Raw genomic sequence first — 21,569 nt, 5'->3', positions numbered from 1 at the left:
TTAAATTGCGTTGAGCAAGGCTTGCTGCATGGTCGAATTGGCATCGAGCACTTTGGCATTAGATTGGTAGTTACGTTGCGCCGTCATTAGGCTCACCATTTCAGCAGTGGTATCGACGTTTGAGCCCTCTAAATAACCTGACGCAACCGAACCGAGTGTGCCAGTTGTAGGCGTACCAACTATTGGCTGGCCAGCGGCATTGGTTGCTGTCCATGCGTTGTTGCTGACTGGGATGAGGCCATTGGGGTTATTAAAATCCGCCAGAACCACTTGTCCTTGAAGCTGCTCTTGACCATTGGTGTACGTGCCGTAAAGCATGCCGCTTTCATCAAGTCGAATACCGTTAAGCTCACCTGAGGTATAGCCGTTCTGATTTAAACTTGAGTTGTTATAGTCAGAGGCGTACTGAGTACTCTTGTCGTAACCCAGTGCTAGGTTCAAAGTCGAAGCTCCGCCAATAATGGCAGGGTCATTAATATTAAGGGTCAGTGAGTCACCGCCGGTGAGCATACCGTCTGAGTCAAAAGTGAGTTGATGGCCAGCTGCTGGCGTCACATCAACGTCATCCATCATGTAGTGTACCGACCAAGTATTGTCGGCTGTTTTGACATAATACTGGGTAAGAGCGTGCTCATTTCCGAGCGAGTCATAGGCTGCAACAGTACTCGATGAGTGGTAAGTCGCTGCATTGTCAGGATCAAATGGATTAACCACTGGATCGATAGGATCGACTCGTGCGTCCAGGTTTGAGATAAGTCCAATGGTTGAGGTTGCTTTCGCTGGCAAGGCTCCAGCTTGAACTTGTAGATCGGTGACGTTACCTGTTTGCAGGTTACCCGTGCCGCTCACCGAATATCCTTGCAGTCGGTTACCAGCAGGGTCAGTAACGAAGCCATCGGCATCTTGATTAAACATGCCTGCACGGGCGTACATGGTATTGCCATCTTGGCTGCTAAGTACAAAGAATCCATCGCCCTGTATGCCCATGTCCAGTTGGCGACCGGTATAGACTAAGCTGCCGCCCATCGAAAAGTTTTGGCTGGTGGACATGACGTTAACGCCGCCAGCTTGGCCGCCGTTATAAATGGCAGAGAACTCACTACGTCCACTACGAAAGCCAACAGTTGAAGAGTTAGCAATGTTATTACTGATAGTGTTTAGATCTTGTGTGGTCGCTTGTAGGCCACTTAACGCAATATTGAAAGACATCGATTAATCCTTTGCTAACGAGTTATGAGACTTCAGATATTTCTAGCACTGACAACGTGCCTAGACCATTGCCAAGCTCTGCCATCATCATTCCTGAGGCGCTGACAAAATGTATTTTTTCAATTTCTGCTTTGAGAAAGGTATCTGCTGTTGCAGTCACTTCTCCGTTGGTGGTGTTAGCCACTATGCTGTAATCACCAGGAGTTAGCCCGTGAGCCGCGGGATCGATAGTGAATGCCGTATCGCCAGCTTCTTGTGATCCAAGCTCTATGGTATGCACTACATCACCAAACTCATCGACCAGATCAATACTGAGGTTTTCAACTGCGCTACCTAAGTAGACTTTGCCATCAAGTGGCTTGTCTTCGATGTTGAATTCAGTCGCAGGCACCATGGCATTTTTACCGACAAGGTGTGCGGATTGCACTATGCCGAGGTTTTCCATCATCACCATTTGTGAAGATTGGTTGGCGCGCATCTGCTCTAAGCTTTCTACCTGAGAGAACTGCGCTAGTTGAGTAACGTACTCAGTGCCATCAATCGGATTGGTAGGGTCTTGGTTCTTGATCTGCGCAATCATCAGCGTCATAAATTCGTTTTTAATTGCAGCGGCATCATTCCCCGGAGAGTTCATGACATCGGCTGAGCTGGCAACGTCGCTGTTATTGCTGGTGGAAGTGACATTCATTATTTAGCTCCTAGCTGTAATAGACCTTGCTGCATTGAGCGAGCACGGTTCATCACTTCTACACTGGTTTCAAATGAGCGACTTGCGGCCATCATGTCTGCCATCTCTTCAACAGTATTAACGTTTGAGTAGGCCACGTAGCCTTGCTCATCGGCAAAGGGGTGATCCGGTTCGTAGCGCAGGTCGAGGGGGGCATCGGTTTCGACAATGGCAGATACTTCGACGTGTGCACCTGCAACTTGACCCTCTTGGGTCTGTTTGTAGATCGTAGAGAACACAGGTTTAAGTGCGCGAAAGGCCTGGTCTGGACTTTCAGCTGCCGCGCCAGCATTGGCGAGATTACTGGCTACGGTGTTGAGTCGAATTGTTTGAGCATTCATGCCTGCACCGGCAATCTGGTAAATCTCTGAAAATGACATAATGGCGCCTATTGACCTTCGATAGCGGAGCGTAAGCCAGAAATTTTCATATTGAGAAAAGTGAGGCTGGTTTGATAATCCATGGCATTTTGTGAGTATCTTGCTTGTTCTTTTCCTAGCTCAACCGTGTTTTGATCGGCAGAGCTTTGGTATGGAATGCGATAGCTTGCTTGATAATCTCGACTCGGTGACATTCCGGCATTGAGCTGACTCATCACGGCCTTAAAATCAAGGTCGCGGGCTTTATAACCAGGAGTTTCAGCATTGGCTAAGTTCCCCGCGAGCATTTTGCTTCGCTCGACCCTGAAATCTAATGTTTGCGGATGAATGCCTAATGCGGCTTCGAGGTTGATAGCCATTGCGACTCCTTGTATGGTGAATGCAGTTTAGTTATGCTCTACCTATCCAATTAGTGTGCCAACAAGTTTACATTAGGATTATCAATGGCTTATCTTTATAGGGTGTTAAGAGACGGAACCTGTGTTTCCTGCTTCCTACTGATGTTTTCCTGTTTACTTCCGCAGCAGGTTATGGCGCAGGAGACTGTCTCGGCTCAACAACAAATTGAACGGCAGTTAACCCAATTACTCAATAAAGAGCTCGATGGTTGGCAGCTACAAGCTGGTCTCACAAAGGTAGATAGTGTGGTGAAAGTGAGACTGCCGTCAGGGGCGAGTAAACTAAAATCTTGTCCTACAGCGTTGATAATTGAAAGCTCTGGTGCACTGCCATTGGGCAATGTTCAGCGAAGAGTGGGCTGTGACTCGCCAAGATGGAATCTATACGTGCGAGCATCGGTGCAAGTGAGTGCCCGCTTACCTGTTGCCAATCGTATCCTTAAGCGTGGCGAACACATTTCGGCTGCAGATATCGAATGGCAGCAAGTTAAGTTGTCTGTGTCAGATCGCGATTTAGTCACCGAACTCGAACAGATTATCGGCCAGCAAGTGGTGCGTAAATTACGTCGTCATCGCGTTATAAAAGCTCAGCAACTCGGTAAACCTCAGTGGGTAAATATTGGTGATAAAGTGATCATCGAAGCACGCAGTAATGGCTTTTACGCCAATATGTCTGGAGAAGCGTTGGAGGCTGGTGGCGAGGGGAAAGCTATTCGAGTGCGTAACTTGAGCTCTGGTAAGATAATCTCTGCTTATCCAATTGCGAAAGGGCGTGTAGCAACTCAATTTTAATGCCTGTCAGTTGCTTGGTTTATCAGCAACCCAAATTATCTCTTCATTGCCAAAATAAACTCCACCGTTGATTTTAGAATGATGCATATTCAGTCGCTCTACTTCTTATAGTGGGCGTATATGAAGGCGGACCTGTATGGAAATCAACAAAATCAATAGTGCGATTAACACCGAAATGGGCACTAATAAGAGCAATAGAGGCGCTGTACAGCCTTTAAAAGTAAGTGCAGAAGTCGCTGCGGCAACAGCCGTTGTCAGCGATGATTGTAAACTTATTGCACATGGCAAATCGCGACTCGAACAGCTACCTGATGTTGATATGGCTAAAGTGGCTGAGGTGAGACAAAGTTTGATCGACGGCAGCTTCGATTTGAATATCGACAAGCTGACCGACGCGATGGTGTTACAGCATGGTTGAGCCAATGAGTAAAAATGCTAAACGAGAGATTATTCAAGGTATCGTGCGTGGGATCCGTCAAGACATTGATGGGTATAAGCAGCTTAAGAGTTTGCTCAAACGACAACGAGAGCTGATGCAAAGTCGAGATAACCAAGGCTTACATCACCATAATGAGCACCAATCTCATCTGTGCCACAATCTAATGATAAAGGCTGGCGAGCGGCGAAAAATGCTCAAATCCTTGGGCTTTGAAGCGACTGCTAGCGGAGTACGCTCTTTGATTGAACGTTTGCCAGAGCCTTCTTCTGAGCAAGTGTCTATGTTGTGGAACAACTTGGTTTCATTAGTCAAAGAGAGCAAGCAGATGAATGAAGCCAATGGCAAATTATTGGTCGCGCAGCAGGAGGTCATTAATCAGATCTTACAACGAGATGAGCTGCCAGCTGTAGATTATGGTGAGCAGCGTTAGTTTATCGTGAGCCAGCATACCTGTTGACTTTTTTTGGACAAAATCGAGTCATCACCAAGAGTTTAAAGGTAGGTCAAGAGAATGTATCGCAATCATATGCATTTCACCTGCCTTGAGCTTTTGCAAGCCGCCGTAAATATATCCCTATAGGCTCTACTAAATCATCCATGATTTAGAAGCTTGCATAGCTCAAAGCAAGTGAGTAGCTAATATTAGATCCAAACTCGTTATTGTCGGATAGGCGGCACTTGTTACCAAGTGCCGCCCTCCTAAGAACCGTACGTGCAACTTTCACTGCATACGGCTCAAGCCTCCACAAAGGCGTATTCTGTTACCCAGCACCCTACATAGCAGCCAAAACAGGATCAAACCAAGAGTTTCTGCCTTCCTTTGCCCGTTTCCGCTTACTTAAGTAAGCTTCGTATTCGGGGTCGTAAGGTATAGCTGCGCTCCTGATTTTCACATGTCTTTTTATCGGCGTTTGAGCTATCTGAACCAGATTAAAATGGCAGTCCATGTTGGCAATCTTCTGCCAGCCATGGAATTGCCACCCACCTATGCGATTCATGTAATATTTACGCCTCACCCAGTCCTTACTTTTCGTTGGATGACGCCTTACCGCCCATCGCCATAACAGCCAGAAAAGTTGATGGCCTACATAACCGAAAACTTGCTTTGCAACACTGTGGCGATAATAGTTCGCCTATCCTCTCAGTTTCGGATTCAATATTTTGATTAAATCGTTAACGGGGATTGTTGGATGTTTTCTGATGAATTCACGTAGATTACTCAAAAATGATAGAACGTTACTCTTGCTCGGTTTAATGAGCAGTTTGCCTTTGTACTTCCTAAGATTGAATCCCAGAAAGTCAAAACCATCATCGATATGAGTTATGTGCGTTTTCTCATCAGAGAGTGTTAAGCCTCTTTCCTGTAGAAAGCCAATGAGTTGCGGTTTGATTTCATTGACGAGCACTTCCTTCGAAGAACTTGTGATAACAAAATCATCTGCGTACCCGATAAAGTTGACTCTATTCCCTGTTTTACAAGCAATAGACTTAACCAACTGTTCTAACCCAGCCAGCGTCAGTAACATCAGCGTTGGGGAGATTATCCCGCCTTGCGGTGTTCCTTCTGCTGTTTTGTAGAACAATCCTTTATCAACATAACCACATCCAAGCCATTGTTTCAGCATTCGCTTATCTAATTGAATGTTATCGATGAGCCATTGATGACCAATCTTATCGAAACAGGCTTTGATATCTCCCTCAAGAACCCACTGACTAGAGCGCTTCATACACAAACATTTGAAGCACTGTGCAATTGCATCTGCTGCGCTTCGGTTAGGTCGAAAGCCATAGCTATTGAGGTCGGCTGCCGTTTCTGAAATAGGCTCCAAGGCGAGAAGATGAAGCGCTTGTTGCGCTCTGTCTATCATGCAGGGAATGCCTAAAGGTCTGAGTTTGCCGTTTTTCTTGGGGATGTAGATCCGCCTGAGCGGTTTGGCATGATAGCCCTTTCTACTCAGTTGATTGACCGCACCTATACAACGAGCATCACTGTTCCAAATGATCCCGTCGATTCCAGGTGTTTTGCTGCCTTTGTTTTGAGAAACTCTTTTAACTGCAAGCAATTTTGCTGATTTAGAGTGAGTTAATATCCACTGCAACGCTTTCGCCTTACCGTGTTTACCTTCTCGGGTTGCTTTTGCAATGCGCATTTGAAGCTTTAATACATGTTGCTTAACCGCTTTCCAGTTAATGGATTGCCATTGAGCGCTGTCAGGAGATGCACTAACTTCGATTGAAGCCATCATTTGCGTTTCTCCTTGAATAAAGTTCTTCAAATCATCTTGCAACGGGAGACCAGCTAGAAGTCAGCTCGCTTTTGCGCCAGATAACAACCTGTATCCGCATCATTACAACACGGCTTTCGCTTTTTCCAGCCTCCTTTACCTACATCACTATCAGTAGCCTTCGCAGGCCACTTTCCCCAAAGGGAGCAATACAGGCTTACCCTGTTCCGTATGTCGCGCACGTCAGGTTAGATGCCCACTATAGTGCGGAGAGTTATTTGATCACGAAAGAGCACTGTCCAATCTCTTTCCAACTCTCGTGCCTTTTGGCCACAGCGTATTAACCACTTCCGCTGTTTCTCATATAACGCACCTTACATGGATTCACATACGTTCATCATACTGACACCCTAGCACTTACCCGATTGTGGTTATCAGGAAGAACGTCCTCTCACGATTCAGTTCCCATTTGACATAAGCCAAATATCGTTACATTGTCAGACTCGCTACTTTATTCAGAGTCTTAGGGTCATCTGGTGATACAGATGGTTCACTCTTACCGTGGTGAACAACGCTTCATACGACTTCAGGTCGCACGGACATAAATGAGCTAGAAAATCTGCTCTAGCTCATGAGTTTTTGATTAGACAAAGTATGGGAATTTCTCTAATTAGCTCCGCCCCCTATACTCTTTATCCAGAGTTAGGCTGCGTCTAACAACTAAAGTCGTGGTTATGCCACATATCAAGCTTCGCTTGCCCAAGGTCGTGGCGCTTCGCCCACACCCGAGCCAAGGGGCAAAGCGCTTACGCCCCTTAACAATCCCTCAGCGCCCCAAACGAAGTTGTCTTCCTCATACTTATTCGAAATAGCCTAACGCTTCCGATGGGACATCCTGTCCCGCGAAAGCTATGCCCACGTCCGTGTGGGCATTACGGCTATTTCTTCAACGTAATTCGGCAACTCCGATGGGGAGTGGTGTATTAGGTGAGTCTGTAATGGCTGTTAGTCGCTAGGTATTTGCCCAACGGGCAAGCTCATTAATGGACTGGAATGCCTTAGCACAAAGAGTTTAAAGGTCAGTATAAGGGTTCAGAAAATATATGGTAATTCAGCTGTATTGAGCTTTTGCAAGTCGCCGTGAATATATCCCTATAGGCTCTGCTAAATCATCCATGATTTAGAAGCTTGCACAGACCAACCCAGATGAATACTTGCAAGTCGATGGTAGTCGTTAACTCATTTTTGGACAGAAATGGCTTAGAGTAAGGAGTCTAGCTAACCTGACATTGATTAGAAAAAGTATCTTAGTCCCCTAATTAGCTCCGACCCCTTTATCCTCATGCAGGATGGTGTGGAGGTTAGACTGGGTAGTTGCAAATAATCTAAGGAGGCGGAGTTCGCCTGTTATTGACTGGCTATTACGCGTAAATCACTTCAACATTGAATAATCTATTCATGAAGTCAGGTATCTCCCGCACAACGGAATAATTTTGCTCTCCCCGTAACCAAAAATCAAACTGGCCTTTATTTAACATTCTTAATGACTCAAAGCCTTGGGGCGATCACTCTCAGACGTACCTGGACCAAAGTGAGTTAGCCAAATAATCTAATACGCCATGCAACTCCAAGATAAAATGATGACTAAGATCGTGACTCCGTGTGAAGATAACATCTGGCTAATCAAACAGCAGTCAAATTTAGTATGCCACTACAGTCTAATGAAACTGGATAGGAGGTAAATTCTGAGTCTAGAAGGTGTCAAATTAAATTGGTGTTAATTATAAAACCACAGCCCAGATAATTATCTGGGCTTTCATGTCTATGGGAGGCATTTGTTATTTCGTACTTGCAACGTAGACCTAGCCACAACAAGAGATAGATGAACCACCGCAGCCACCATTACTAGTTTTGTTTCCACCACCAAGGTAAGTCTTATCACTTAAATAAAAGTTGACGAAACTGTCTTCAAAACTATCATGAACCGTTTTTGCAGCAATACCTGTAGCCATCACGTTGTCGGCCCAAATTTGTAAAAGGGGAAATCCTTCAAACAATTTGGTTCCAGAGTGCTTTTGAACCAGCGCTGCGCGGTGAAACAAAGGTAACCAAGCAATATCGATGTTACCTATAATATCGGCACAGAAATATTTGGTTCCAGTGTGGCCGCTGAGAAAGCTCTCAACCTTGGCAAACTGATTATGCATAGATTCTTGCCGTTCTTCAAATATTTGCTGATTGCCACTTTGCATATGGCTGCACTGTTTAAGATAAAGTTTGGTTCCCTGAAAAACCCAAGCTCTCTGCCTTGCACGACAAGCGGATTTGTTTATTTCTGGTCTAAGCAATGGAAATTCATCATCTAGATACTCTGCAATCGCATCGGACTCAAATAATGCAATATTATCTTCGGTGATCAGCAGTGGCACTTGGCCGTTAGGTGCAATGTCGAGAAACCATTGTGGCTTATCCTTAAGACTAATGTATTCAATTTCGTAAGGAACACCTTTAGCTTCGAGTAAACCAGTAATACGTTGGACGAATGGACATATTACATAGCTAACTATTTTTAACATTTTTAAACCTTTATTATGAATGAGTTTCGTATGTAAGACGGGCGCAGAATGAAAAAGACGATATTATTTAGCATTTTTTGCAGTTAACCGATTTTTGCTCAAATTCGAGCAAGTTACCCTGTGAATCTAAGTTGTAATGGCAACAACCTTCAAATAAGCCCCTCAATTCAGATCTTCCCTTTTGTACTCTGGATTTAAGTGTGGTGTAACTGAGACCTAACTCCTCAGCATAAGCTTTTTGGGATTGTCCCTCTAAGTCGACGGCTCGCAATAGCTGAGCCATATCGTCGGGTAATGCTTTTAAAAAGGGTTCAATGCAGGGAGCAAGCTCAGCTTTGATATTCTCTTTCCTTTCTTCATACCAGAGTTCTTCAGGTTCTAACTCTTTGATACGATTTTTTTTCCTATAAAAATCGATCGTCGTTCGGTTTGCTATTTGAAACAACCACGATTGAATACTGTCGCCTTTTTGCAGGCTACCAAGACTACTGTGGGTTTTTATTAATATATCTTGCAGCAAATCTTCAACATCTGCTGGATTTGAAACTTTTGAATGTAAAAATGCTTTCAACTTACTTCGATAAGCAGACCAAATTTGTTCAAGCTTCATCAGTCACCTCCTAAAAGGATAAAAAATCATATAACTAAAGGCAACTGTGAAAAGATGCCTCAGCATTGGGGTAATATCATGCGCTTAGGTTAGTCTCTGCTCCGAACTCTATTGAACTTCAACAATAGCAAATAAAATACCAAGCCTGTTTGTCTATGGCACCAAGTAACATCAATTTTCTAGCAAGTACCAGAACATGAACATTGACAAGGTGATGATGTTCCCGTTCTAGCTAGGTTTTTAAACTCTTTTATCGACTCTTTTCGAATGTTATCTAGCTCTTTAGTACGTACGGTGACATTCATGCCTGCTATCGGTTTAGTAGCACAAGCATAGCTTTGCTTCCCATCGACTTCAATTAAGCAGGCTTTGCAGCAACCATCTTTACGTTTATTTTTCAAGCAAGGTGCCGGAATATCAATTTTGAGTTTTGCGGCCACTTCGACTAAGTTGTTATCTTCTGGGCTGATGAGGATCTCTTGATTATCGATTTTGATTGATGCTAGTGAAAATAATTTCATACTTTAATTCCTAGAAAAGCCATTGAATAAATGAGTCGTTGTGACTATAAGACGATAGACATTGGAAAAAGACGAAATTTATTTAGGCTTTATTTGAAAAGCTAAATTGTGATGGCACAGTTGGAAAGATGTATGCGGGTTGATGAGGACTATATACACTTTTCGGCACTCCACAACGCGCAGGTATGTAGTGGTCAAGTTAAGTTGGCCACAGTTTTATCAGTCAGCTAGAGGTTTACCTGACTCATTCAGTGTTTACATCATTAGATAAAGTTATGGTACTGGAAATGGCTCGTAACTCGTTTCGGGGCAAAGTTAGTTTCAAAAACTTACAGAACACACAACTCCCCATCGGAGTTGCCGAAGTACGTTGAAGACTCTTCATAAACCAAAGTCCGTAATGCCCACACGGTCTTTCTTATGCATCCATGCACTTCAAGACATTCAGGCATCCTGCCTATCAGAGTTGGGCATAGCTTTCGCGGGACAGGCCGTTCTTTGGCATCTGACCCATATGGATATGGCAAATGTCTATATGATGTCGGGAACATCATTGACTATGCCATCACGGCATTCGTAAATCCATTTACATCAGATGTCCCATCGGAAGCGTTAGGTGATTTCAAATAAGTACGAGGGAGACAACTTCGTCTGGGGTGCTGAGGGATTGTCAAGGGGCGGAAGCGCTTTGCCCCTTGGCTCTACTCTCTGCTACAAGAATGGGCGAAGCGCCACGACTTAGGTCAAGCGTAGCTTGATAAAACTAATAGAAGGCCAACTCACTTTGGCGCATTTCCGCATTAAGCTTCAAACCGCAAGGGGATAAATTGAATCACACAGTTACCCGCTGTAGGTACGGGCGTGACTGTCTATGACAGGGATATATTTATAGCGTGTCACGGAAGTGTCTGCATATGCGGTCGTTCTTACATATCCGTATGCTCACGACATTCAGGCATCCTGTCCAGCACCCGCTGCAGCTGATTAGGTTCACCTTTACTTATAGGTAAACACTAATTGATCAAACCCAAATTAGCCCTAACGGTTAGATCTCGTAAACATCAATCAGGATAGGGCATAACGACTGGCGAAATCGTCTTGCTGTTTTTGCTCTTGGCGTTCGAGTTGTGCTCGCTGTTGCTGTTTTCGTTCTTGATATAGCCACTTTATTCCTTGCTGACGCCCCAGCTGTTGGCGCCATAAATTATCCATTCTTTGATGTTCCTGCTGCAATAATAACTGCTTGCGAGTCAGCTGCTTTTGCATTGGTGCGATCGTTTCTATCATCTGGGCGCTATTTTGCAGCGTTATTGGCGACAGTGCGTTGCAACTTAGCTCGGTATACTCTTTTACCATCTGGCTTAATAGCTGCTTTTGTTGCGACAAGGAGTCGATTCTGTTTTGAGCTTCGCTGCGCTGCTGACCTAGTTGGCCCAGTTTTTTCTCCTCTTGCTGGCAAAGTCGTAATAGTTGCTTCATGACTGCTCCGTATTCGCTGAGGTATATCCCATACTATTTACGAGTTGGGTTAACGCATCAATGCTGTGTGCGTGATCCGCTGCTACCGTAATCGGCTGCTTTAAAAAGGTCGCCATATGCGGATAAGCACTGACCGACAGGTCCATCTCTGGATCATGTCCGGCTTGATAGCCACCTAGCGGCAGCAGATCCCGGATCTCGTTATAGCGGCTGTTTATGTGCCTAAACCACTGCCCCTGTCTTAATGTCTCTTCGTTTGCGACTTGGGTGGCTAGTCGACTGACCGAGGCGGCAATATCAATCGCCGGGAAATGCCCTTGTTCAGCTAATTTTCGGCTTAAAACGATATGACCATCTAAAATCGCTCTAGCTGAATCAGCAATAGGATCTTGTTGATCATCACCCTCGGTCAGTACGGTATAGAACGCGGTTAGGGTACCAGTAGGGTGTTGGCTGTTGCCTGCCATCTCTACTAAGCTTGGCAGCTGGGCGAACGCCGAAGGCGGATAGCCTTTAGTGGCGGGCGGCTCTCCTAAACTTAAGGCTATTTCTCGTTGAGCTTGGGCGTAGCGAGTCAATGAATCGACCAGCAGCAGTACCTGTTTGCCTTGATCGCGATAGGCCGCAGCAATTTGATGACATAAGCGCATCGCGCGCATGCGCATCAGTGGTGTGGTGTCTGCGGGAGCGGCAACCACAACCGCGCGTTTGCGCCCCTCTTCACCCAATGATTCGTCGATAAATTCGCGAACCTCTCTGCCGCGCTCACCAATAAGCCCAACTACCACTACATCGGCTTCTGTGAAACGGGTCATCATGCCTAGCAGGACGCTTTTACCGACTCCTGAGCCGGCAAAAAGTCCAAGGCGTTGCCCGCGACCAACCGGGAGCAGTGCATTAATGGCTCTAATCCCCACATCGAGTGGCTCTTTGATTGGTTTACGTAATAAGGGGTTAGTGGTTTTAAATTGCAGCGGCACATGCGGCATATGCTTAATACAGCCAAGATCATCTAGCGGTTGGCCAAGTCCATTCAGCACTCTACCGAGCAGGCCCTGGCCTGAGGGGATTTGATAGCGCCCCTCTATTGGCATGACTCGCGCACCGGGCATAAGGCCGTCAGTAGGCTCGATTGGCATTAGACACAGTGTATCTCTATAAAAGCCAACCACTTCAGCTTCTACTCTATGTTGATCACGGCACTCGATATAGCAGCGATCTCCTGTGCCTAACTGGCAGCCTACGGCCTCTAACAGCAAGCCGTTTACACGGGTTAAACGGCCGTATACTTGTGCGACGGGAACATTAGGCCAATCAAGGATATTACTATGCAGTTTCAACCTGGGCCTCAGGTGTGATGGTGACGTTCTGTGTGGTTGATTGCTGTAGATGGTTCTCTACTTGTGCCATGCAGCTATTTAGGCGGGTCTCAACGGATGCGTCAGCATCAGAAGTCGCACTGACTATACGGCAACCTCCAGCGCTAATGCTGGCATCGGCAACTAAGCTCCAATCTTGAATTTTATCGGCAGCCAATTCCCTTAGTTTGTCTACTGCGCTAGGCTCTAGGTGGATCTTCACTTGAGAAGGATCGTCTGGCAGCGCAGCTAATGTCTCTTCGACTAAGCCTAGGATCTGTTGCGGTTGCAAGGTTAACTCACACCGTATTACTTGTAATGAAACCCGTTTTACCAGTTCTAAAATCAGTGATTGCTGCTGGCTGACTTGCTCGGCATGACCTTCTTCAAGCAGTGCTTTTAGCGCTCCCAAAGGAGCAATTATGCTGTTGAGATCAGCATCGATACTGTCTTTGCCTTTCTGTTGACCTTCGATTCGACCTTGATGAAAGCCCGCCGCATGGCCTGCTTTTCGCCCTTCTTCTGCACCAGACTCAAAGCCGGCTTGATGGCCTTTTTGCACTCCTTCGTCATAGCCCTTGTCAAAAGCTTGTTGGAAGTCCTGCCAATTGCCTTCAGCTTGCTCTTGGTTGGTTTCGATAGTCACCAGTGGTGAGAAACGATGCTTGCGAGCATGATCGCCAGTCAGCCTCCAGTGTGGCAAAGGTTTTCTACTAGCACTAGTCATTACTCAACCACCTGCTCTTCAAATAGTTGCAACTCGATTTCTCCTTCGTCCATCATCTGCTTAGCGATCTCCATGATCTCTTTGCGAGCAGCAATCGCCTGGCTTAATGGAATGGTGCCAATGGCTTCAATTTGGGTCTCGATCGCCGATGACATTCGCTTTGGAAGCGCTGTGAGGAGGGCGGTTTTAAGCTCAGGTTCGATACCTTTGAGGGCCAGCGCTAGCACATCGGCAGGAACGGCAGCCATAATTTCTTGCAAGGTTTCAGCTTTCTGTCGGCCTAAAATAATAAAGTCGAACATGTTGTCGGCGACATTATTGGCTAACTGCCGATCGTGAAGCTTGATCATCTCCATCAGCTGCTCTCTATCACCTTCAAATCGGTTTAAGATATCGGCGACTTGTCGAATACCGCTAACTTGTGTGTGACTTTTTTCCATAGCCATCAGCATGCAGCGCTCAACTAATTGCCGCAGTTCATCGACCACCTCTCGGTCGAGATCGCCTAATTGAGCGATACGAACGAGTACTTCATCTTGGCCAGCTTCCGGTAAGCCTTGTAGCACTTGTGCAGCGCTTTCAGCGGGCAGTAATCCCAGTAAAACGGCTTGCAGTTGGCTATGTTCGTTGGCTATCTCATGGGCAAGTAATTGTGGGTCAACCCATTCTAACCTTTTAACTAAGGTCTTTATCTCATCGCCATAAATACTATCGATCAAGCTTTTTGCGACCCGATCACCTAGGGCTAAGTCTAATGTTTTTTGCAAGTAAGAACGTGATGCGCGAGCGATACCAGATTGCTCTTGATAGCCCTTGAAGAATCGCCCCAGTACAGCTTCGGCTTCATGCTGAGTGATACTCGAAAGACGCGCCATCTTATGGCTCAGGTGCTGCACATCATTGCGATCTAAATGTGCCATGACATGTGCAGCGCCTTTCTCACCCATGCTTAGTAACAACATGGCGGCTTGTTCTAGATTATCCATCTTTATTACGGGTTCGCTATTATTCACAGTTGGGACTACCTATGTTCAAAGCTAGAATGCTATTAAGGATGTGATAATGAGATTTACTGCTCATCTTTTTCACTAATCCAGTGACCGATGACCTCAGCAACTCTGGCTGGCTCTTGATTAGCAAGTAAGCTTAAGTGCTCCATTTTGACTGCAAGTGGTGAGCCAGCAGCTGGTAGGCCTATATCAGAGCTCCATTCGCCATTGCTAGGGTTTTTATCTAGGCCCATTAGTTTGTCAGCCATGGCTTGCGGATCGTCTTTGTTATCATTATTCAGTGTTAAGTCTGTTGGTGAAACGTCTGCAGGTGGTATGCGTTTCGGCTCTATATTGCTGCCATCATCTTTAAGGTTGTATTCAACGGTGCGAGTAAGGTGTGCAACCAGTGGTCGCAGCACGAAAATGATCATCCCTAGGCCTAATACTGCACCGATAAAATAGCGTAAGTAAGCTTGGTAGCTTTCACCTTGCCACCAAGGCATAGGCTCAAACTGGGCGACTGTGATTGGCGCGAACTCGAAGCTATTAATGCTGAACTGGTCACCTCGAGCTTGGGAGAACCCAATGGCGTCTTGAACCATGCTACTGAGTTGCTGGAGCTGTGGCTGGCTCCAACCTGTCTCTCCGGCCGCTTGGCTATTGAGTAGCACTGAAACTGACAGGTTTTCAAGTTGCATTTGTTGGAAGCGGGTGTGTCTTACTGAGCGACCCACATCGAACTGTCTGCTCTCTTTTTGATTAATGTTTCGGCGATTGTTGTTCTCTTCGGGAGTGGCGGCTGGCGGTTGGTTGCTCAATGCTCCAGGGATACCCAGTGCCATGTCGGCATTGGTTTCATTGCTGCTTTGATTTTCTTGGGTCACCACGGATACAGGGTCAAGAGACTCCTTGGTCTCTTCCACTTGGTTAAAGTTTACCTTTGCAGAAACCTGTACTTGGAAATTGTCTTGGCCAAGTATTGGTTGCAACATACTTGAGGCACGACCGATCAAGCTTTGTTCGAGTTCTTGGGTGTATTTAAGTTGTCGATCTCTCGCTTGGGTTATGTCTTTGTTTGCACTAATCGCTGAACTTAAGTGATTACCGTTTTGGTCTACCACTTGCACTCGCTCAGGCGTCATACCAGTCACACTACCTGCGACTAAATTGACGATAGATTCGATATTTTCAGGTTGGATATTGCTGCCTGAGTAGAGGTCTAGCATAACTGATGCTGAAGGTAACTCTGGTTGCTGACGAATAAACAGCGTTTTCTTTGGTATCGCTAAGTGAACTCTTGCGCTACGTACGGCTTTGAGTGCCATGATAGTGCGAGATAGCTCGCCCTCTAAACTATAGCGATATTTAGCTTGCTCCATAAATTGGCTGGTACCAATTCCTGAGCTATCAAGAGAATCCATGCCTGAAGGCACTTTGGCCTTTACGCCTCGAGCTGCAAGTAACATCCGTGCTCGGCCGAGTTTATCTTCTACCACAAGAACTAAACCACTGCTGGCATCTAATCGATAGCTGATCCCTTCTGATTCTAAAACTTCGATGATTTGCGCAGTATCAACATTTTCTTGATTGCCGTACAAAGGACGATAGCCCTGGCTGGCACTCCACAACATAAGTACGATGACGCAGGCTGCGACGATAGCGAAGATAGCAAGCACCGCTGCTTGGCGGTCACCGCGATTAAAATCCCGCCATTTCTCTTTTAGGGTGTTAAGGCCTGCATTGGTGGTAGCTGTATTAGCTACTGGAGCCTCGGCTTGGGTTATTGTTGTCGACATCGTCTAGTAATCCTTCCCCAAATATATCACTTGAGTAGTTTGAACATATTGCCTGTGGTGACACTGCTTTATATGCATCATTAGATTGGCATCTTCATTACGTCATCGAATGCTTGCACTAGACGGTTTCTAATTTGGATCATGGTAGAAAAGGAAAGACTGGCCTTTTGAGAAGCGACCATTACCCCCACTAAGTCATCACTTTCTCCACTATCAACGGCACGCATTAGTGCCGATGAGGCATTTTGGTCGGTATTAATCGCGGCAACTTTCTCTTGCATCAAATCGGTAAAAGAGGGGGCGTGCATACCTGAATCTGCCGGGTTGGGGCTGACCTTTATTGCGCCTTTGGCCATTTCCGAGTGAATGCTTAGTTGTTGCATCATCGAATCAGCGCTGATGGAAATTGCATTAGACATGAGTTTTCTCTTTTAAATATTGTTAAGCAGCGTGACCAATTTCTGCAAGGATCTGGTCGATATCAATACCTTCTTCACGCATCTGAACTAGCTTGTAGCGTAAGGCTCGCGTAGTCATTCCTAGAGCTGAGGCGGTTTGATTGCGATGACCGTTGTGCTGTTTTAAAGTGTCGATGATGTATTGAAATTCAGCTCGACGCTTAGATGCCTTTAAGCCCAGCTCGCTTTGTTCGCTATAAGGTTGAGCATCTTGGTCGACAAGGCCGAGTTCTGCAGCTTGCAGAGCCTGTCCACGACGCATTACTAATGCTCTTTGGATGGTGTTTTCTAGCTCGCGCACATTTCCTGGCCAATTGTGGCTCAACAGTAAATTTTTAGCCTGATCACTGAAGTAACAGCTCTGTTCACCGGCCAGCATTTTGTACTTCTGTAAAAAGTGCTCCGCCAACGGCAGAATGTCTTCTCGGCGTTGGCGTAAAGGTAGAATTTTTAGCGGCAATACATCTAAACGGTAGAAAAGGTCTTCTCTGAATTGACCATTTTGAACTGCACTGCGAAGGTCTTTATTGGTAGCCGCAATTACCCGAATGTTTAAAGGAATTGATTTGTGCCCTCCTAAGCGCTCGACCTCTCTTTCCTGTAAAACGCGCAATAACTTGGCTTGTAGTAAAAGTGGCATTTCACCTATTTCATCAAGCAGCAAGGTGCCACCATTGGCCATTTCAAATTTACCTGGCTGTTCGTTCATCGCGCCAGTAAAAGCACCTTTGACATGACCAAATAGCAAGGACTCTAAAATGCTTTCCGGTATCGCGGCGCAGTTGATTGCGACAAAAGGTTGCTTGGCTCTATTTGAATGGCGATGAATGTACCGAGCAATAGGTTCTTTGCCTGTGCCACTTTCTCCGGTTAATAAGACGGTTGCTTCTGTCATGGCGGCACGATGAGCAAGCATCAGCAGTTGTCGACTTTCGCGAGCAGCGCTGACGAGATCGTTTTCGGGTAGCTCTATGCGGCGTAATCGATGCAACAGCGAACTGAGTTGCTCGTCATCAATGGGTAACAATAAGTAATCTTGAATTCCTGACTGCATGGCAATGCTAGCCAGCTCCGTTTGTTCGGGGTTCAGCAGTGCTACTTGATGCTTGCCTGGAAACTGACGCAAGCGTCGATCCACTTCTGTATTGTCACACTCTGAAAGGTTGACCAAACTTAGCCAAGGGCGAGAGCTGTCAGGATCTTGCCAAAGGTTAAAGCCTTGTAGTGTCAGTTTCGCTAGGCTTGCTTCAGGCAAACTAGAGTCTACAAATCTTAAACTCGAACGGTTCATTGTGATGCTCCTGAAGTCAAACTTGAGGCAGTTTGAGCTGAAGTTTTAACTAAACGTATCGAGACCCGACGATTTAACTCCCGTCCCTGCTGGTTATTGTTAGCTGCAATCGGGGCGCGGGTTCCATGGTGTCTGACTTGGATCATCCTTGCAGGCACGCCAAGCTCAATTAGCATCGATGCAACCTCATCAGCACGTTCTTTACTCAGCACTAGGTTGGCTATGCGGTTGCCTGAAGCATCCGCGTGGCCATCTATAAGTACCTCTGCAATGGTGCTGTCGGCTTCAATGTAGCGAGATACGGCGACTAAATCTTTGCTGTGAACTGTATTTAGATGGCTAGAGCTGGTATCGAATAGAAGATCTAACCTGCGAACGTAACTAAATGGTTTAGGCAGTAGCTTTTGTCTGCACAAGCGAAAATTATTGGCTACAGCTCTTGTTGCTACTGGAGTTGAATCAACTCTATATTGACTACCATCCGTGCTATTAATAGAGACTTCCCATTTGAGGCCTTGTTCTAGAGCCTCTAAAAAGGGGGCGATCGACTGTTTGCTGCTGGCTTGATTCCCTTGCCATTTTAAAGACGTTGTCGCTTCTCGCTGTGAGGTATGATTTTTCCACGCTGGTGACACCACCGATGCTTGGCTGTGGGTGTTATTCATACTGAGCCAATCTGCCGCTAATATTAGCGCTAAAGGTTCACCTGGCTGTGCGGTCAGCGATAGCGAGCCAAAACTCTGAACATTGTGGGTAATGACACAGCCAAAAACATCCCCTGAAAATTGCCATTGTGCTTGCTCAAGAGGTGTTTGGTAATTTGTTGTTAAAGCCATAGCATTATTTATGAATGCGATATAAATAACTAATAAATAGTTTAGCTTATAAACTAGTGGTTTCAATTGTTAATAATCCTCAGTTTTATCCCTTTACAGTTATTTTTGTTTTTAGTTGCTGCTAGGAGCTGACAATTAAACACATAATGTCGAAGTATGTAAAACAATTTATTCTCTTTATTAATAAAAATAACCCCATATTAAGAAAGGCTGGTTTATGTTTATTTGTGTCATGATTTAAAAAGCTGGCAAATTATATACAAAGTGTAACAAAGCTAAGTTTTTTTCATGTATATGTTAGGGGTAAATAACGTCTGCGGTTATTTTTTTGGTGGATTATTGCGTACTTACAGATTTTTTGGGAAATTTTAAAAATGTTTAAAATAAAATTAAAGTTTTCGTTGTATCGGTCGCTTTAATTACTCCTCTAAAATTAATTGTGTGCTGTATTTTTGTTTTTTTATTTTTTAAGTTCTATTTATTTGTATTAGGTATTACTATGTAATTCTGTTTTAAATGCTGCGTCATTAAGTTGTCGTTAGTCAATTTAATAACTATTAATTTGTGTCTGTCGGTTATTTGGCAGTATTCTTTGTTACAAGGTTTATAATGAAAACAACCGCGAAAGCAAAGCTGGTAAAACAATCTAATAATGTAGAAGTAAGGCCTGTTGCTTTATTAAAAGAGAAACTTGCAAGAAGTCGATTATTGATACAATTGACACATTGTCAGCGCCCTATGATGGACGCAGTCAATGAGCTGTTGAATCCAATTATTCGGCAGGGACATCATGCTTTATCTCAAGTGGTCATGTCGGCTAAATCTGATGCTATAACACCAGAGCTTCACCATGCTTGGTTTTTACTAAGCTATCAGCGCATTGAGTTAGGCTGGTGGAAAATAGATAAATGCACTTTAGATCAGCTTGCAAGTGGTTATTACGGCAGCTTTACGAGTGCTGCTAAATCGCCTCTTAGAGCGCCAAGCCAATCTGAATTTCGTTTAGTTAAAAGACTGATGTTGGCGGCGATAAATACTTTACCAGTTGCTGATATTGATACTGATGAGCTGGAACTTGAGCTGATAACTAACACTACTCCGATAAAAGCTCCTGTATGTTGTGAGCTGAATTTTCCTATTGCCCATATAGGTCCTGGCATCCGCTTTTACATGGCTGAGTATCTTTTAGGTTTGATGGCTGAGCAGCCAAGTCAATACCAAGCCGATCCGGATTTGAATGACAAACTGGCAAAGAGTCTCAAACAACTGCCGTTTAGAGTCATGCTTGAATTGGGGCAGCAGAGTATACCTGTGACAGGGCTACAGCAGCTTAAAGTCGGTGATATTTTACCGATGAATTTGCATTCTCGCTGCCCAGTAACTGTGGGTAAACGGCCTATTTTTTACGCCACCGTCCATGCTCATGAAGGGCAAATGGTTGCCAAATTGACACAAGAAGCCTTTCAAACAGAGGAACAATCCAATGGCTGAACAAAACATTTTGCAAGATGAAGATTTTTTACTTGATGACGAATTTTTTAGTGAAAATAGCGCTAGCGCACAGCCAAAGCCTAAAAAAGATATGTCCTTTTTTCATCAGCTGCCGGTTCAGGTCACGTTAGAGTTAGCCAGTGCTGAGATGTCACTGGGAGAGCTGACTCAGATGGGCGAGGGAGATGTCGTCGCCTTAGATCGAATGGTGGGCGAGCCGCTAGATATCAGAGTTAATGGCGCACTGTTAGGCCGCGGAGAGGTTGTAGAGGTTAATGGGCGGTACGGTGTGCGTTTACTGGAAGTTGAGGCGATTAGCCTAACCGGAGCCAACGACTAATTATGTGGCGAGTTTTGCTTCTGCTTCTTGTTGGCTTTTCCTCTAGTGCATACGCCAATGATGGTTTTACGCTATTTACATTAGGCGATGGAGCCCAAGCCCAATCAGTAAACGTGAAGTTAGAGATCTTGGCATTAATGACAGTGTTAAGCTTTTTACCTGCACTGTTAATGATGCTGACAAGCTTTACTCGCATCATAGTGGTATTAGCAATATTACGTCAGGCTTTGGGTTTGCAGCAGAGCCCACCAAACAAGGTATTGATCGGGATCGCGCTAGTGATGACCATTTTCATCATGCGGCCCGTGGGGCAAGCAATCTATGACGAAGCCTTCTTACCATATGATCTAGGCCAAATCGAGTTAACCGAGGCCGTTGTTAAGGCGGAGGTACCACTACGAAAATTTATGCTGGCTCAAACTCGTGAGACTGATCTTGAACAGATGCTAAAAATAGCGGATGAGCCAACAACACTTACTGCCGATGAGATCCCATTTTTCGTATTGATGCCTGCATTTGTGTTGAGCGAGCTAAAAACAGCGTTTCAGATAGGTTTTTTACTTTTCCTGCCTTTTTTGGTGATCGATCTGGTTGTCGCCAGTGTGTTGATGTCGATGGGGATGATGATGCTTTCTCCTTTGATTATCTCCTTGCCATTCAAGTTAATGGTTTTTGTACTGGTTGATGGCTGGTCAATGACAGTGAGCACCCTCGTGGCGAGTTATGGTTAGCTGCCTTAACTTGGTATTGGGTTATTAGAAAGGAAAATGCTGATGAGTATTAGAGGCACAGAGCAACAACAGAGCCCTTGGGCTTCGATTGGTGATGGTTGTTTCATGGTATCGGGAGTACTAATGATTGTATTAGTGCTGGTCAATGATTGGTTGATGGTCATCAACTTTCTGCTGTACAGGAACGGGTAGA

Annotated in this window: 22 protein-coding genes and 2 pseudogenes; 7 read left to right on the top strand and 17 right to left on the bottom strand. The window is 45.2% G+C overall.

Annotated elements, in window-relative coordinates; genetic code table 11:
- Genes flgE through flgB form a run of 4 tightly spaced genes read right to left on the bottom strand, consistent with a single transcriptional unit; the run spans window position 1 to window position 2,675 of the window.
- On the bottom strand, window positions 1–1,209 hold the full coding sequence (gene flgE / locus SWP_RS22645) for a flagellar hook protein FlgE (RefSeq protein WP_020915049.1): 1,209 nt from the start codon (window positions 1,207–1,209) through the stop codon (window positions 1–3).
- A 22-nt stretch (window positions 1,210–1,231) separates the two neighbouring features.
- Complete coding sequence (locus tag SWP_RS22640) at window positions 1,232–1,897, bottom strand: flagellar hook capping FlgD N-terminal domain-containing protein (RefSeq protein WP_020915048.1); 666 nt, start codon at window positions 1,895–1,897, stop codon at window positions 1,232–1,234.
- A complete protein-coding gene (gene flgC / locus SWP_RS22635) occupies window positions 1,897–2,316 on the bottom strand; it encodes a flagellar basal body rod protein FlgC (protein ID WP_020915047.1) in 420 nt (139 codons plus the stop codon). Before flgC ends, SWP_RS22640 begins: the two co-directional genes overlap by 1 nt.
- 8 nt (window positions 2,317–2,324) lie before the next feature.
- On the bottom strand, window positions 2,325–2,675 hold the full coding sequence (gene flgB / locus SWP_RS22630; protein ID WP_020915046.1) for a flagellar basal body rod protein FlgB: 351 nt from the start codon (window positions 2,673–2,675) through the stop codon (window positions 2,325–2,327).
- A gap of 84 nt (window positions 2,676–2,759) precedes the next feature.
- Here flgB and flgA point away from each other — a divergent pair, with 84 nt between their 5' ends.
- From flgA to SWP_RS22615, 3 genes are all read left to right on the top strand, one after another.
- Window positions 2,760–3,506 carry a flagellar basal body P-ring formation chaperone FlgA gene (flgA, locus tag SWP_RS22625; protein ID WP_020915045.1) on the top strand — a complete coding sequence of 249 codons (747 nt, stop codon included), beginning with the start codon at window positions 2,760–2,762 and terminating at the stop codon, window positions 3,504–3,506.
- A gap of 136 nt (window positions 3,507–3,642) precedes the next feature.
- Window positions 3,643–3,924, top strand: coding sequence for a flagellar biosynthesis anti-sigma factor FlgM (gene flgM / locus SWP_RS22620; protein ID WP_020915044.1), 282 nt, complete (start codon window positions 3,643–3,645; stop codon window positions 3,922–3,924).
- A complete protein-coding gene (locus SWP_RS22615; protein WP_020915043.1) occupies window positions 3,917–4,375 on the top strand; it encodes a flagellar protein FlgN in 459 nt (152 codons plus the stop codon). Before flgM ends, SWP_RS22615 begins: the two co-directional genes overlap by 8 nt.
- A gap of 343 nt (window positions 4,376–4,718) precedes the next feature.
- Here SWP_RS22615 and ltrA read toward each other — a convergent pair.
- From ltrA to SWP_RS22555, 13 genes and pseudogenes are all read right to left on the bottom strand, one after another.
- Window positions 4,719–6,191, bottom strand: a pseudogene (gene ltrA, locus SWP_RS22610) (group II intron reverse transcriptase/maturase).
- A 1,400-nt stretch (window positions 6,192–7,591) separates the two neighbouring features.
- Window positions 7,592–7,729, bottom strand: a pseudogene (locus tag SWP_RS23780) (IS6 family transposase); the annotation flags it as partial.
- Window positions 7,730–8,032: 303 nt separating this feature from the next.
- The gene (locus SWP_RS22605; RefSeq protein WP_020915041.1) at window positions 8,033–8,746 is read right to left on the bottom strand and encodes a glutathione S-transferase family protein; all 714 of its coding nucleotides are present in this window, start codon (window positions 8,744–8,746) and stop codon (window positions 8,033–8,035) included.
- Between the two features lie 67 nt (window positions 8,747–8,813).
- A complete protein-coding gene (gene sigZ / locus SWP_RS22600; protein ID WP_020915040.1) occupies window positions 8,814–9,356 on the bottom strand; it encodes an RNA polymerase sigma factor SigZ in 543 nt (180 codons plus the stop codon).
- A gap of 179 nt (window positions 9,357–9,535) precedes the next feature.
- Window positions 9,536–9,877 carry a 2Fe-2S iron-sulfur cluster-binding protein gene (locus SWP_RS22595; protein WP_020915039.1) on the bottom strand — a complete coding sequence of 114 codons (342 nt, stop codon included), beginning with the start codon at window positions 9,875–9,877 and terminating at the stop codon, window positions 9,536–9,538.
- Window positions 9,878–10,942: 1,065 nt separating this feature from the next.
- Entirely contained in the window at window positions 10,943–11,356 is a 414-nt protein-coding gene (locus SWP_RS22590) for a flagellar FliJ family protein (RefSeq protein WP_020915038.1), read from the bottom strand.
- On the bottom strand, window positions 11,353–12,696 hold the full coding sequence (locus SWP_RS22585; protein WP_020915037.1) for a FliI/YscN family ATPase: 1,344 nt from the start codon (window positions 12,694–12,696) through the stop codon (window positions 11,353–11,355). Before SWP_RS22585 ends, SWP_RS22590 begins: the two co-directional genes overlap by 4 nt.
- On the bottom strand, window positions 12,683–13,441 hold the full coding sequence (fliH, locus tag SWP_RS22580; RefSeq protein WP_020915036.1) for a flagellar assembly protein FliH: 759 nt from the start codon (window positions 13,439–13,441) through the stop codon (window positions 12,683–12,685). The genes SWP_RS22585 and fliH overlap by 14 nt, the downstream gene beginning before the upstream one ends.
- Window positions 13,441–14,427: a flagellar motor switch protein FliG gene (locus tag SWP_RS22575; RefSeq protein WP_044556200.1), complete on the bottom strand. Its 987-nt coding sequence runs from the start codon at window positions 14,425–14,427 to the stop codon at window positions 13,441–13,443. Before SWP_RS22575 ends, fliH begins: the two co-directional genes overlap by 1 nt.
- Window positions 14,428–14,510: 83 nt before the next feature.
- Entirely contained in the window at window positions 14,511–16,229 is a 1,719-nt protein-coding gene (fliF, locus tag SWP_RS22570; RefSeq protein WP_020915034.1) for a flagellar basal-body MS-ring/collar protein FliF, read from the bottom strand.
- An 80-nt stretch (window positions 16,230–16,309) separates the two neighbouring features.
- The gene (gene fliE, locus SWP_RS22565; RefSeq protein WP_020915033.1) at window positions 16,310–16,648 is read right to left on the bottom strand and encodes a flagellar hook-basal body complex protein FliE; all 339 of its coding nucleotides are present in this window, start codon (window positions 16,646–16,648) and stop codon (window positions 16,310–16,312) included.
- Between the two features lie 22 nt (window positions 16,649–16,670).
- The gene (locus SWP_RS22560; protein WP_020915032.1) at window positions 16,671–17,978 is read right to left on the bottom strand and encodes a sigma-54 interaction domain-containing protein; all 1,308 of its coding nucleotides are present in this window, start codon (window positions 17,976–17,978) and stop codon (window positions 16,671–16,673) included.
- Window positions 17,975–18,814 (bottom strand): MotY family protein, encoded by an 840-nt coding sequence (locus SWP_RS22555; RefSeq protein WP_228371096.1) that lies wholly within the window; start codon window positions 18,812–18,814, stop codon window positions 17,975–17,977. The genes SWP_RS22560 and SWP_RS22555 overlap by 4 nt, the downstream gene beginning before the upstream one ends.
- A 609-nt stretch (window positions 18,815–19,423) precedes the next feature.
- On the opposite strand from SWP_RS22555, the gene SWP_RS22550 reads away from it, so the two are divergent.
- The 4 genes from SWP_RS22550 to SWP_RS24295 are packed head-to-tail and all read left to right on the top strand — an operon-like array spanning window position 19,424 to window position 21,568.
- Window positions 19,424–20,305 (top strand): FliM/FliN family flagellar motor switch protein, encoded by an 882-nt coding sequence (locus SWP_RS22550; protein ID WP_044556199.1) that lies wholly within the window; start codon window positions 19,424–19,426, stop codon window positions 20,303–20,305.
- The gene (gene fliN / locus SWP_RS22545; protein WP_020915029.1) at window positions 20,298–20,645 is read left to right on the top strand and encodes a flagellar motor switch protein FliN; all 348 of its coding nucleotides are present in this window, start codon (window positions 20,298–20,300) and stop codon (window positions 20,643–20,645) included. Before SWP_RS22550 ends, fliN begins: the two co-directional genes overlap by 8 nt.
- Window positions 20,646–20,647: 2 nt before the next feature.
- Window positions 20,648–21,376: a flagellar type III secretion system pore protein FliP gene (gene fliP, locus SWP_RS22540; protein ID WP_020915028.1), complete on the top strand. Its 729-nt coding sequence runs from the start codon at window positions 20,648–20,650 to the stop codon at window positions 21,374–21,376.
- 42 nt (window positions 21,377–21,418) lie between these two features.
- On the top strand, window positions 21,419–21,568 hold the full coding sequence (locus SWP_RS24295; protein WP_187148523.1) for a hypothetical protein: 150 nt from the start codon (window positions 21,419–21,421) through the stop codon (window positions 21,566–21,568).
- Window position 21,569 lies beyond the last annotated feature (1 nt).

This window comes from Shewanella piezotolerans WP3 (genome assembly GCF_000014885.1).
Classification (GTDB): Bacteria; Pseudomonadota; Gammaproteobacteria; order Enterobacterales; family Shewanellaceae; genus Shewanella; species Shewanella piezotolerans.
Note: the sequence above shows the minus strand (reverse complement) of the source record. Positions and strands in the feature narration are given on the sequence as shown.

Bases quoted from the DNA above. Each gene is read 5' to 3' on its own strand.
- fliE (WP_020915033.1), bottom strand. From the start codon at position 16,648: ATGTCTAATGCAATTTCCATCAGCGCTGATTCGATGATGCAACAACTA.
- flgA (WP_020915045.1), top strand. From the start codon at position 2,760: ATGGCTTATCTTTATAGGGTGTTAAGAGACGGAACCTGTGTTTCCTGC.
- SWP_RS22605 (WP_020915041.1), bottom strand. From the start codon at position 8,746: ATGTTAAAAATAGTTAGCTATGTAATATGTCCATTCGTCCAACGTATT.
- SWP_RS22550 (WP_044556199.1), top strand. From the start codon at position 19,424: ATGAAAACAACCGCGAAAGCAAAGCTGGTAAAACAATCTAATAATGTA.
- sigZ (WP_020915040.1), bottom strand. From the start codon at position 9,356: ATGAAGCTTGAACAAATTTGGTCTGCTTATCGAAGTAAGTTGAAAGCA.
- fliP (WP_020915028.1), top strand. From the start codon at position 20,648: ATGTGGCGAGTTTTGCTTCTGCTTCTTGTTGGCTTTTCCTCTAGTGCA.
- flgM (WP_020915044.1), top strand. From the start codon at position 3,643: ATGGAAATCAACAAAATCAATAGTGCGATTAACACCGAAATGGGCACT.
- SWP_RS24295 (WP_187148523.1), top strand. From the start codon at position 21,419: ATGAGTATTAGAGGCACAGAGCAACAACAGAGCCCTTGGGCTTCGATT.
- SWP_RS22590 (WP_020915038.1), bottom strand. From the start codon at position 11,356: ATGAAGCAACTATTACGACTTTGCCAGCAAGAGGAGAAAAAACTGGGC.
- flgE (WP_020915049.1), bottom strand. From the start codon at position 1,209: ATGTCTTTCAATATTGCGTTAAGTGGCCTACAAGCGACCACACAAGAT.
- SWP_RS22560 (WP_020915032.1), bottom strand. From the start codon at position 17,978: ATGAACCGTTCGAGTTTAAGATTTGTAGACTCTAGTTTGCCTGAAGCA.
- SWP_RS22615 (WP_020915043.1), top strand. From the start codon at position 3,917: ATGGTTGAGCCAATGAGTAAAAATGCTAAACGAGAGATTATTCAAGGT.
- flgB (WP_020915046.1), bottom strand. From the start codon at position 2,675: ATGGCTATCAACCTCGAAGCCGCATTAGGCATTCATCCGCAAACATTA.
- SWP_RS22640 (WP_020915048.1), bottom strand. From the start codon at position 1,897: ATGAATGTCACTTCCACCAGCAATAACAGCGACGTTGCCAGCTCAGCC.
- SWP_RS22575 (WP_044556200.1), bottom strand. From the start codon at position 14,427: ATGGATAATCTAGAACAAGCCGCCATGTTGTTACTAAGCATGGGTGAG.
- fliH (WP_020915036.1), bottom strand. From the start codon at position 13,441: ATGACTAGTGCTAGTAGAAAACCTTTGCCACACTGGAGGCTGACTGGC.
- SWP_RS22555 (WP_228371096.1), bottom strand. From the start codon at position 18,814: ATGGCTTTAACAACAAATTACCAAACACCTCTTGAGCAAGCACAATGG.
- SWP_RS22595 (WP_020915039.1), bottom strand. From the start codon at position 9,877: ATGAAATTATTTTCACTAGCATCAATCAAAATCGATAATCAAGAGATC.
- fliN (WP_020915029.1), top strand. From the start codon at position 20,298: ATGGCTGAACAAAACATTTTGCAAGATGAAGATTTTTTACTTGATGAC.
- flgC (WP_020915047.1), bottom strand. From the start codon at position 2,316: ATGTCATTTTCAGAGATTTACCAGATTGCCGGTGCAGGCATGAATGCT.
- fliF (WP_020915034.1), bottom strand. From the start codon at position 16,229: ATGTCGACAACAATAACCCAAGCCGAGGCTCCAGTAGCTAATACAGCT.